We start from the raw sequence: 11,523 nt of genomic DNA, 5'->3' as shown, positions 1-11,523 counted from the left end.
GCGGCACGCGTGCCGGCGCGTTTGCCCGGCGCCGCTGGCGACGCCTTGCGCGGGGTCGACTTGGCGCCATTGCCGCGGCCATCGCGCGCCTTGGCGGAGGCACGCGCTGGCGTGGCAACGGTGTCTGCCACAGTCGCTGCGCCGGGCTCGGCGATGGTGGCCGCTGCGTCCGCGGCCGGCGGTGGCAGATCGGCGCCAGCCTGATCCATCGCCGCGCGGGATTCCACCGCAGGCGTCGTCGCCTCGTTGCGGCTGCGCTCGGGCAGCTTCAACCGGTGCGCCTGCTCGTCGTATTCGATCAGCAGCACGCCGGAGTTGTGGCGGCCGCTGATCTCGACGAAGCAGGCGCCGCCGATGAACGGCTCCAGCGTCATCACCGACTTCAGCGGCGTGGCCACCACCATCTGGAAACCGAAGTTCTCGAAGATGTTCATCGCCAGCGCGGTGAACTCGTTGTCGGCCTTGTCGAAGGCCTCGTCCAGCACCACCGCGGCGTAGCGCGGCAGTTCGCCGTCCTCGCCGCCGAGCTGGTAGCGCAGCGCCGCGGCCAGGCAGGTGGTGGCCAGCTTCTGGCGCTGGCCGCCGGACTTGCCGGCGCCGCTGCGGTAGATCTCCACCTGCGCACGGCTGTCCGCGTCCAGTTCCACGCCGACGAACTCCACGTGTTGGCGCACGTCCAGCACCTGCTCGCGCCAGCGCCGCAGCTCCGGCTCCTGCGCACCGAGCCGCTGCACCAGGCCGCGCAGCATGGCGAACTGCGCCTCGGCCAGGGCACGATCCTCGGTCTGCTGATGGCCGAGCACGGCGCGCAACTGCTGCTGGAACTCCTGCACCTCGAGCAGGCGCCGGTCGCTGACTTCGATGGTCAGCAGGGTGCCGCGGTTGAACGGCACCTGCTCCAGGCTGGCGTTGACCTCGTCCATGCGCTGCTTGATCGCCTTGTGCGCTTCGGCGGTGTAGCGCTGCAGGGCCAGCAGGTTGTTCTTGCTCTGGGTCTGCAGCAGGTCGAAGAAGCGCCCTTCGTGGCGCGGCAGGCCGTCGCTCTCCAGGCGCTGCAGGCGCGCCAGGAAATCGTCGGCGCTGGCCAGGCTGACGGTGAAGTCGCCACTGTCCTCCGGCCACTGCTGGCAGTAGCGGCGGAAACAATCCAGCACCTGCTGGCTCAGCCGCGCGTCCTGCGCCTGGCTCTGCGCCAGCTGTTCGCCGAGCCCGCGCTCGACGCTGCGCAGATGCGCTTCCAGGTTGTCCAGGCTCAGCGGCGGCAGCGCGGCCAGGCGCGCGTCCAGCCCTGCGACCTGCGCCGGGCCGATCACCGCGGTGGCCACGCGCGCGGCGCAGGTCTCGCGCTGCGCTTCCAGGCGCGCGCGCTCGCGGCTCACCTGCGCGCGCTCCAGGCGCACGTCCTCGTAGGTGCGGCGCGCCTGGTCGCGGCGCGCGCGGACGGTGGCGATCTGCTCGCCCAGCGCGCGCAGCGCGGTGTCGCCCTCGCGCAGTTGCAGCAGTTGCTCGGCGATGTCGCTCAGGCGCTGCAGCTTGGGCGCCACGTCGATCTCGTCCCACTCGCGCTCGGCCAGGGTGTGCGCGGCCAGTTGCCGGCCCTGGTCCTGTTCGCGCTGCTTGCGCAGGGCGGCGACGTCGGCGTCGCAGGCGGCGATGCGCTGCGCCAGGGTCTGCCCCTCGCGCTCGAAGACCTTGAGCTTGTCGCGGTTGTCGTAGCCGAGCAGCCAGCGTTTGCGGTCGCCGACCGCGTGGCGGTCGTCCTTCTCGTAGCGATCGCCCGGATGCTTGACCTGGCCCTCGCGGGTGATCGCACGCTCGGCATCGCGCAATTGCGCCACGGTATCGACGCAGGTGTAGTCGAAACGCCGCGCCAGTTCCTGGCGCAGCCACGGCGCATAGGCATGGTCGCGCAGTTCCAGCTTGCGCAGCAGCGACTTCGCGTCGGGCTCGCGCTGCTGCAGCGGCGCGTTGTGGCGCACCCGGAAGTACACCAGGCGGGTGCCGAGCTGGGTCTTGTTGACCCAGTCGGCGACGCTGGCGTAGTGGCGTTCGTCGACCAGCAGCGACTGCGCGAAGCCGTGCAGCACGCGCTCGATCGCGCCGCGCCAGGCGGCCTGGTCGGCCTCCACCTGCACCAGCTCGCCGACGAACGGCAGGGCGGCTTCGGACAGGCCGGTCTCGGCGCACAGCCGCGCGCGCAGCGCCTGCATCGGCGCAGGAATGCTCGAGGGCGCCTTCAGCAGCGCCTCGATCTCGGTGCGGATGACCGCGAAGCGGCGTTCGTCCTCGCGGCGCTCGGCCATGCGCTCGGCGATCGCCTCGTCCAGGCTGCTGGCCTCGCCGGCGACGCCGTCGCGCAACGCGCGCGCCTGCGCCACCTGCTCGGCGAAACCGCTGGCGCTGCCGGCCAGGCCCATGCCGAGTTGGCGGCAGGCCTGTTCGACCTGGCTGCGGCGGCGCATGCGCTCGTCGCGCTCGCGCTCGACGCGGCCGCGTTCGCGCTCCAGCGCCTCGACCTGTTCGCCGCCCTGCGCGCGCTGCTGCGTCTCCAGCTCGGCCAGGGTCTGCTCGTGGTTGTCCAGCGCTTCGCGGCGCTGCCCTTCCTCGCCGGCCAGGCCGCGATCCTGGGTGTCCAGTTCCTGCAGGCGTGCATCGAGCAGGGCCAGGCGGCGCTGCTCGCGGTAGCCGTCGATGCCCAGCTGCAGTTCGCGCAGCTCTCCGACGCTGTGGCGCAGCGCCAGCAGTTCGGCGTGGTAGTCGCGCGCCGGGGTCAGGGTTTCCACCTGGCGCCGCGCGGTCACCACCGCGTGGTGGGCGCCGTCGAGTTCGGCGAAGTCCTCGACCAGGCGGTCGGCGGCCTCGAAGGTGCGCGGCTCGTCGAGCATGAAGCTGCGCAGGAACGCGTTGAGGTCGCCCAGGTTCTTCGCCGACTGGGTCTTGTGCAGCAGCCGCAGCGCCATCTCGTTGCCGATGCCGAGCAGGTGGCGGAAGCGCTCGGCGTAGCCGGCGAAGCTGTCGAAGTGGTGCACGTCCTCGCCCAGGCGCAGCTTGAGCCGGCGCAGGTCCAGGTCGAAGCCGTCCAGCTCGGCGGCCACGTCGAAGCCGCGCGGCACCACCATGTAGTGCTTGCGCACGTCGGCCGCGGCGGTGCCGCTGCCGGCGATCCAGAACAGCCGCACCAGGCTCACCGCCTGACCCTGCGCGTTGCGGTACTCCAGCGCCAGCGCAGACCAGGTCGCGCCCTTGCGCAGGTACTGGGTGGCGATCTCGCCGGAGGCGCTGTCCTGCTGGTCGGCCCAGGCGCCGCGCACGTAGGACACCAGGCTGCGGTCGCGGCCGCTGCGCTCGGCCTCGCGCGCGGCGGCGTTGAAATCGACGATGTTCGGCGGCGTCAGCAGCGCCGACATCGCATCGAGCAGGGTCGACTTGCCCGAACCGGAGCGGCCCACGAACAGGAAGCCCTTCTCGGCGATCGGCACGTCGGTCAGGCCGTTGAAGGTGCCCCAGTTGTGCACCTGCAGGCGGCGCATGCGGTACTGCTGCGCGCGCTGCTCGGCCAGGGTCTCGGCGAACAGGGACGGGGCGACGGGGACGGTGGACGATTCGGACAGGGACGTCATCGGGAACTCATCGGAAAACGGGGACGGCCGCCACGGCGGCCGGCGCTCGGGGCAAGACCGGCGCTAGGCGTGCGCGACGTACGGGCGCAGGCCGGTCACGGCGCCGCCTCGGCCACGCCGTCGCGCAGGCCGCGATAGGCCGCCGACAGCGCCTGCACGTCCTCGGCCGAGAACAGCAGCTTCAGCGCGGGCGAGACTTCGTAGCGATCCTCGCTGCCGCGCAGCTTGGACAGCAGGTGGTTGTCGCGCATCTTGGCGATCGCCGCCAGCACCCGCCGGGCGAAGCCGGCGCGGTCGGTGGACACGTTCTTCTCGTACACCGACAGCACTTCCAGCAGCTGCGCCTCGTCGACCACCGCGCGCTCGCCACGGGTGTCGGCCTCGGCCAGTTGCTGGCGCAGGAACAGCAGCAGCACCGACTCGATGAAGGTCAGTGGCGCGGTGCGCAGCAACGCCGGGGTCTCCAGCTCGCCGGTATCGGCCTGGCGCGCGAACGCCACACCGCCATCGCGGTCCAGCACCAGTTCCAGGAACAGCTCGCTCAGCACGCGGCGGATCGCCGCCTCGTGGCGCAGCAGCGCCGGCCACAGCGGGCCATGCCGGTAGGCGTCGACGCTGGGGCCGGACAGCAACTGGCACAGCGCGCGCCGCGCCTCCAGCGGCAGGCTGCCGCTGTCGCCAGCGAACAACGCGGTGCCGGCATCGGCCGCAGCGGACGTGGCGGCGGTCGCGGCGGCATCGCCGGGATCGGCGTCGTGGCCGTGGAATTCGTCAGACCAGCTCATTGCGTTTTTCCTTGGTGAACCACACCAGCGGGATGCGCGCGCGCCGGACCTGGCCGTCGCCGCCTTCCCATTGCACCGCTTCCCATTCGCCGTCGACGACCACGCCGTGGCGGGTGCCCAGCGCCAGGTAGCCGATCACGCTGCCCAGGCCCTGCGCCGCCGGGCGCTGCCGCAGCGCCTGGCCGATGCTCAGTTGCGGCTGCCGGCCGAGCAGGTCGTGCAGGTCGTTGCGCAGGCCGCGCAGGTCGATCTCCGATTGCGCCACCAGGTCGCCGACACTGTCCAGCGAGATCGTCGCTGCCTCGGCCGCCTGCACCCGCCCGTCCACCTGCTGGCTGCGCGGGTCGTGCAGGCGCCACTGCGACAGCGAGCGCAGCCGCGCGCTGCTCAGCGGCAGCACGTAGCCGGTGGCCGCGGTGGCATGCAGCTGGTCGCGCAACTGCAGCGCCTCGCCCTGCGCCTGCTTCAGCAACTGGTTGAGCCGGCGCTGCTCCAGGTAGCCGCGGCTCTGCACGAAGCCGCGCAGGCTGCGCGCGAAATGCTGCATCACCTCGTGCACCTGGCCGCCGCGTTCGAGCAGGGTGCCGGTGAGCCCACGCAGGAAGGCGCGTTCGTGGCGATCCAGGCGGCGGGCGAAGCCGCGCGCCAGCAGCGCCTCCAGCGCCGCATCCAGCTGCACGCTCTGCTCGGCATCGTTGAGCAGGCTCCAGAACGCCTGGAAACTGCGCCCGGCCTCGCTCTCGCCGATCACGTCGATGCCGGCGAACAGCTTCTCCAGCACGTCGCCGCGTGCGCCCTCGTCGTCGATGATGCGCTCGCGGAACTCGCGGTTGAGCCGCTCGAAATCGTCGCGGACGCGGCGGAAATCCTCGGTCAGGTCGTCGGACAGGCGGATGATGTCGCGGGTGCGTTCCAGCGCGCGCTTGCCGTCCAGCGCGGCCAGCTTGCCGGCGGCCACGCGCTCGATTTCCGCATCCAGGCGCTCGCGCTCGGCGCGCAGCGCGGCCAGGCGCGCGTCCGGATCGGTCTCGGTCTGCCCGGCCAGTTGCACCAGCTGCTGGATCACCAGCGACAGCCGGCTCTCGGTGGCCACGCTGGCGCTGTCGCGCACGCCGGCGATGAAGCGGATGGCCTGCGCCGCCTGCCGCGACAGTTCGTATTCTTCCTGCGCATCGCCTTCGGGCAGGCGCCGCTCCAGCCAGCCCTGCGCCAGCCAGTGCGCCACGTAGGCCTGCGCGGTGCGCGGCAGTTCGCGCGAGAGCTCGTCGTCCTTCAGCGCATCGAGCTGGCGCTGCAGGCGCTCGTGCAGCACGTCGGCCGGCAGCCGCCGCTGGGCGTCGCCGAGCAGGGTCTGCAGCAGGCCGATCAGCTCGGGGGCATGATCGGCGGCGAGCAGCTTCCACAACGGCTGTTCGCGCAACTGGCGATAGCCTGCGATCCGGACATGCGGCTTCATGCAGGAACCGACCGCCACCGCATCCGCAGACTCAGCGCACGCGCTCGATGAAGCGCAGGAACTCGGCGCGGGTGCGCGCGTCCTCGCGGAAGGTGCCGAGCATCTTCGAGGTGACCATGCTGACGCCGCGCTTGTGGATGCCGCGGGTGGTCATGCACTCGTGCGCGCCTTCCACCACCACGCCCACGCCCAGCGGCTGCAGCACGTCCTGGATGCACTGGGCGATCTGCGCGGTCATCTTCTCCTGCACCTGGAAGCGCCGCGCATAGGCCTCGACCACGCGCGCCAGCTTGCTGATGCCCACCACCTTGCCGCGCGGCAGGTAGCCGACGTGGACCTTGCCGATGATCGGCGCCATGTGGTGTTCGCAGTGGCTTTCGTACTCGATGTCGCGCAGCACGATCAGCTCGTCGTAGCCGGCCACTTCCTCGAAGGTGCGCAGCAGGTACTCGCGAGGGTCTGCGCGATAGCCGCTGAACCAGTCGCCATAGGCCTCGGCCACGCGCCGCGGGGTGTCCAGCAGGCCCTCGCGGGTGGGGTCCTCGCCGGCCCAGCGCAGCAGGGTGCGCACTGCGTCTTCGGCCTGCGCCTGGGTCACCGGGGGAGTGGAGCTGTTGTCGGAATCGGCCATGGGGGGAACGCCCGTAAGGGGGCTGCATGGTACCCGAGTCGCCTGGCAGCCGCCGCATGCGCGGCCTCCGCGCGGCGGGGCGACCCGGCCGATACCGGGTGCGCCGTTCAGCGTCCGCATGCTCCGCGCCCGGGCGGCACGCGCATCGCCCGGGCCGGCGCCGCGCCGGTCAGCGCCGGCGCGCGTGCATCTCGCCCTCGTGGTCGAGCCAGTTGGACCCCTTGTTGGTCAGGAAGAACATGTACACCACCAGCGACACCGCGATCACCGCCGTGGCGTACCAGACGAAGGTAGTGACGTGGCCGGTCTTCAGCGAGGCCTGGTACAGCAGCGGCGCAGTGCCGCCGAAGGCCGAATTGGCCAGCGCATAGCCCAGGCCCACGCCCAGCGCGCGGATGTGGGTGGGGAACAGCTCGGCCTTCACCACCGCGTTGATCGAGGTGTAGCCGGTGAGGATGACGAAGCCGATGGTGAGGATCGCGAACGCGCTCAGCCAGTCGCTCTGCCTGGGCAGCTCCAGCACCAGGAACCAGGTGTAGAGCACGCCGCCGATGCCGAAGAACACCAGCAGGGTCTTGCGCCCGATGATGTCCGACAGCCAGCCGCCCACCGGCTGCATCAGCATCAGCACGATCAGCGCGGCCAGGTTGATGATGGTGCCGGCCATCACGTCGTCGCCGGCGAAGGCGGTCTGGATCATCTTCGGCCCGGTCACCGAGTAGGTGTAGAACGCCACGGTGCCGCCGGCGGTGATCAGGAAGCACAGCAGCAGCGGGCGCCACTGGTGCACGAACAGTTCGCGCAGCGAGCCGGAGGACCTGTCCTTGCCCTGCTTGGCCGCGGCGATGGATTCGGAGGTCAGCGACTCGTCCATCGTGCGCCGCAGCCAGAACACCACCAACGCGCCGATGCCGCCCAGGCCGAAGGCCACGCGCCAGCCCCATTCGGAAATCTGGCCCTTGTCGAAGAAGTGCAGCATGCCGAACAGCACCGCCTGCGCCAGCACATGGCCGCCGACCAGGGTGACGTAGTGGAACGAGGACAGGAAGCCGCGCCGCCCCGGGATTGCCGCCTCGGACATATAGGTGGCGCTGGTGCCGTACTCGCCGCCGGTAGCGAAGCCCTGCAGCAGGCGCGCCAGCAGCAGCACCACCGCCGCGGCGCCGCCGATGCTGGCCACGGTGGGCGTCACCGCGATCAGGAACGAACAGGCGGCCATCACCGACACCGACACCGTCAGCGCCAGGCGGCGGCCATAGCGGTCGGCGAAGCGGCCGAAGTACCAGGCGCCGATCGGGCGCATCAGGAAGGTCACCGCGAAGATCGCCCACACGTACAGCGTGGCGTTCTTGTCCTCCTTGGAGAAGAACTGCGACTCGAAGTAGGTGGCGAACACCGAATAGACGTAGACGTCGTACCACTCCACCAGGTTGCCGGCCGAGCCCTTGAGCGTGTTGGACACCGAGCGGCGCAGGCTGCCCGGTGCGGCGGCGGCGGACGAAGAGGTGGATGCACTCATGCGATGGGCCTCATGGATGGACGTCACGGAGTATAGGCAGGCACTTGCGAGGATCCTGTCGCGACGGCGGCCACGCCGGGCGTGCGCGTCATCCAGCGCACTGCGCCTGCGGCGCGGCGAAGGCCTTGCTGTACATGCCCGAGCGATCGAAGCAGCAGACCCGGCGCTTGCCCGCGGCGAGCATGTCGCAGGTGCTGGCGATGCGCTTGACCCGCGTCTGCACCTGCTTGCCCGAGCCGATCCAGAAGATCCAGTCGCGCCGCGCCACCGCGGTCAGCGTGTCCCAGGCCGCGCGCGCGGGCGGATGCGCAGCCAGCGCGCGCGCCAGATCGTCGGGTACCGCCGGTTCCGGCTCCACCGCCACCGGCGCGATCTCCAGGGTCACCGTGGTGCCGACCTCGACCGCCGCGGCCGCCCGCAACGCCTCCTCGACCTGCAGCCAATGGCCACCTCGCCCATCGGGCTGCAGCGTGGCCTGAAACGGGTGCCCGGCGAACCGGCCCTCCACGCTGACCAGGCCACGCGTGGGCAGCGCGGCGCTGGCCGCCGCAGGCAGCAGCAGGAAACACCAGGACGCGTCCGGCGGCGTGGCTGGACGCAGCAATGTCGCCTGGAAGCGGATCGGGTCGGCGGCGCCGGTCATGCGCGGACCTTAGCACCGGCCGCGCGCGGTGCCATGCTGCACCTGCGCGCGGCGGCGGCGCGACGCGCTCCTGGTCTTGTCGCTCACCGGGCACTGCGCCCTGCCTGACCTGCCTGGCGGCCACCGCCACTGGAGACCGGCACAACGTCACGTTCCCCGCACTGCGCGGCGCACGCTCAGGCCCCATCCCTTCAGTTCGACCGGGCGTCGCCGCTATCCATGCGCCGGCCCGGGGACCCGCGCTATGCGCGCGTCACGCGGGCGCAGGCAACCTGCCTGCCCGTCCGCCGTCACCCACCGTCGATCCCTCTTCCTTCCCCCATTCCCCCGATCCCATGCACGCCCTTTCCAATCTGCGCATCGGCCAGCGCCTCGCGCTCGGCTTCCTCACGATCATCGTGCTGATGGTCCTGCTCACCGTGGTCGGCATCCAGCGCGTGCACAGCATCGACCAGCGACTGACCGCCATCAACGAAGTCAACAGCGTCAAGCAGCGCTACGCGATCAACTTCCGCGGCAGCGTGCACGACCGCGCCATCGCCCTGCGCGACGTGGTGCTGCTGGACGATCCGGCCGGCCGGCAGGCGACCGAGCAGACCATCGACAAACTGGCCGGGGACTACGCGCGCGCCGCCCAGCCGCTCGACGCCCTGCTCGCCGCCTCCAGCGACGCCCAGGAAAAAGCGATCCTGCAGCGCATCCAGGGCATCGAACAGCGCACCATGCCGCTGATCGCGCAGGTCCGGCAGCTGCGCGATGCCGGCGACACCGTGCAGGCGCAGGCGCTGCTGCTGCAGCAGGCGCGCCCGGCCTTCGTCGACTGGCTGGCCAGCATCAACGCCTTCATCGACCTGCAGGAAGCCAAGAACCGCCAGGCCGCCAAGGAAGCGATGGCCACCGCGCGCGGCTTCGCCCTGCTGATGATCGGCTGCACCGTGCTGGCGCTGCTGCTGGGCGCGCTGATCGCGCTGTTGCTCACCCGCCGCGTGGTGCGGCCGCTGCGGCAGGCGCTGGGCCTGGCCGAGCGCATCGGCGCCGGCGACCTGAGCAGCCCGGACACCGCCACCACCCACGACGAGGCCGGGCAGTTGCTGCGCGCCATGCAGCAGATGCAGCGGCGCCTGCACGAGGTGATTTCCGCACAGCGCGAGATGGCTGCGCGCCACGACGCCGGCGCCATCAGCTACCGCATGGACGCGCAACGCTTCCCCGGCGAATACGGGCGCATGGTCGCCGACACCAATGCCCTGGTGGATGCGCACGTGCAGACCCAGCTGCGCATCACCGAGGTGATGGGCCGCTACGCCATCGGCGACCTCAGCCAGGATATCGCCCACTATCCCGGCGAGAAGGCCGCGATCACCGCGGCGATGCAGCAGGTCAAGCAGAACCTGCATGCCATCAACGTGCAGATTCAGACCCTGGCCGAGGCCGCCTGCGCGGGCAACTTCGCCCACCGCGGCCAGCCGGAGAAGTTCGAGCACGCCTTCCGCACCATGGTCGAGAACCTCGACACCATGATGGCCACCGCCGACGCCAACCTGGCCAAGTTCTCCGCGCTGCTGCGCTGCATCGCCGACGGCGACCTCACCGTGCGCATGAGCGGCAACTTCCATGGTGTGTTCGCCGCCATGCGCGACGATGCCAACAGCACCGTGCACCGCCTCACCGACATCGTCGCGCACATCCAGCGCACCACCAACAGCATCGGCTTCGCCGCCGAGGACATCGCCAGCGGCAACCAGGAACTGGCCAAGCGCAGCGAGCAGCAGGCGACCAGCCTGGAAGAGACCGCCGCCTCGATGGAGGAACTGACCTCCACCGTCAAGCAGAACGCCGAACATGCCCAGCGCGCCAACCAGCTGGCGCTGGGCGCGGCCGGTGTGGCCAGCGAAGGCCGCGACGTGGTGGGCCAGGTGGTGGAGACCATGGATGGCATCCAGGCCGCCTCCAGGCGCATCGCCGACATCATCGCGGTGAGACGGCATCGCCTTCCAGACCAACATCCTGGCGCTCAACGCCGCGGTGGAAGCCGCACGCGCCGGCGAACAGGGCAATGGCTTCGCGGTGGTGGCCGCGGAGGTCGGCACGCTCGCGCATCGTTCGGCCGGCGCCGCCAAGGAGATCAAGACCCTGATCGACGACTCGGTGCAGCGCGTCGCCCACGGCGCCACGCTGGTGCACCAGGCCGGCGCCACCATGGACCAGGTGGTGGCCAGCGTGCAGCACGTCACCGACCTCATGGGCCAGATCTCTGCCGCCTCGCACGAACAGGCCAACGGCATCGCCCAGGTCAACCAGACCATCGCGCGCATGGACGAGACCACCCAGCAGAACGTGGCGCTGGTGGAAGAAGCCAGCACCGCCGCGCGCTCGCTGGAGGAGCAGTCGGCGCAGCTCACCCAGGCGGTGGAAGTATTCAAGGTCGGCGCCTACGTCTGATCGACGGCCGCGGCGGCGGCCGTGCCGCTTCGGTTCGTCCCGCCGGCCGGCGGCGGTGATCGGCCGGCAGCCCAGCGCGTGAACGCCAGGTGTCGGCCGATGCCGGCCGTTGCATCGGCTGCCATGGCCGGCGCCGGCGCAAGCGGTACGATGTCGGCCTCCCACGTTCGCCCCCTCCCCGGAACCGCATGAAGGCTGGCCTCCCCGACGCCGCCGCGACGGCATGAGCCGCGCGTCGCACCGCGCGCCCGTCGCCGCCGAGACCCGCAGCGAACGCTGGCAGCGCTGGATCGCCTGGCTGCTGAGCGCGCTGCTGCACGTGCTGATGGCGCTCGCCCTGCTGTATGCGGCCAAGCCCACCATGTCCACGCCGCAGGGCGCGGCCGGCGGCAGCCGGATCCGCGTGGACTTCCTCGGCGAGAGCGAC

6 protein-coding genes and 2 pseudogenes are annotated in these 11,523 nt (G+C 71.1%); 2 read left to right on the top strand and 6 right to left on the bottom strand.

Going from position 1 to position 11,523, the window contains the following annotated elements:
* The 6 genes from D180_RS15950 to D180_RS15925 all read right to left on the bottom strand — a co-directional run.
* The coding region (locus D180_RS15950) for an SbcC/MukB-like Walker B domain-containing protein (protein ID WP_017913584.1) at positions 1-3,620 on the bottom strand (3,620 nt) is incomplete at its 3' end.
* A 95-nt stretch (positions 3,621-3,715) separates the two neighbouring features.
* Positions 3,716-4,405 (bottom strand): DUF4194 domain-containing protein, encoded by a 690-nt coding sequence (locus tag D180_RS15945; protein ID WP_017913583.1) that lies wholly within the window; start codon positions 4,403-4,405, stop codon positions 3,716-3,718.
* Positions 4,392-5,861 carry a DUF3375 domain-containing protein gene (locus D180_RS15940; protein WP_017913582.1) on the bottom strand — a complete coding sequence of 490 codons (1,470 nt, stop codon included), beginning with the start codon at positions 5,859-5,861 and terminating at the stop codon, positions 4,392-4,394. Before D180_RS15940 ends, D180_RS15945 begins: the two co-directional genes overlap by 14 nt.
* 31 nt (positions 5,862-5,892) lie before the next feature.
* Complete coding sequence (gene folE, locus D180_RS15935; RefSeq protein ID WP_017909619.1) at positions 5,893-6,492, bottom strand: GTP cyclohydrolase I FolE; 600 nt, start codon at positions 6,490-6,492, stop codon at positions 5,893-5,895.
* 169 nt (positions 6,493-6,661) lie between these two features.
* Positions 6,662-8,011: an MFS transporter gene (locus tag D180_RS15930; RefSeq protein WP_017913581.1), complete on the bottom strand. Its 1,350-nt coding sequence runs from the start codon at positions 8,009-8,011 to the stop codon at positions 6,662-6,664.
* An 88-nt stretch (positions 8,012-8,099) separates the two neighbouring features.
* Complete coding sequence (locus D180_RS15925; protein WP_017913580.1) at positions 8,100-8,654, bottom strand: YdeI/OmpD-associated family protein; 555 nt, start codon at positions 8,652-8,654, stop codon at positions 8,100-8,102.
* Between the two features lie 335 nt (positions 8,655-8,989).
* Here D180_RS15925 and D180_RS15920 point away from each other — a divergent pair.
* Together D180_RS15920 and D180_RS15915 are read left to right on the top strand one after the other, a co-directional pair.
* A pseudogene (locus D180_RS15920) lies at positions 8,990-11,096 on the top strand (methyl-accepting chemotaxis protein).
* 223 nt (positions 11,097-11,319) lie between these two features.
* Positions 11,320-11,523 (top strand): annotated as a pseudogene (locus D180_RS15915) (type II toxin-antitoxin system RelE/ParE family toxin); the annotation flags it as partial.

It is taken from the genome of Xanthomonas sp. SHU 166 (genome assembly GCF_000364685.1).
Lineage (GTDB): Bacteria > Pseudomonadota > Gammaproteobacteria > Xanthomonadales > Xanthomonadaceae > Xanthomonas_A > Xanthomonas_A sontii.
Note: the sequence above shows the minus strand (reverse complement) of the source record. Positions and strands in the feature narration are given on the sequence as shown.

Excerpts from the sequence above, each read along its gene's own strand:
- D180_RS15945 (WP_017913583.1), bottom strand. The coding sequence starts at position 4,405 with ATGAGCTGGTCTGACGAATTCCACGGCCACGACGCCGATCCCGGCGAT.
- D180_RS15940 (WP_017913582.1), bottom strand. The coding sequence starts at position 5,861 with ATGAAGCCGCATGTCCGGATCGCAGGCTATCGCCAGTTGCGCGAACAG.
- folE (WP_017909619.1), bottom strand. The coding sequence starts at position 6,492 with ATGGCCGATTCCGACAACAGCTCCACTCCCCCGGTGACCCAGGCGCAG.
- D180_RS15930 (WP_017913581.1), bottom strand. The coding sequence starts at position 8,011 with ATGAGTGCATCCACCTCTTCGTCCGCCGCCGCCGCACCGGGCAGCCTG.
- D180_RS15925 (WP_017913580.1), bottom strand. The coding sequence starts at position 8,654 with ATGACCGGCGCCGCCGACCCGATCCGCTTCCAGGCGACATTGCTGCGT.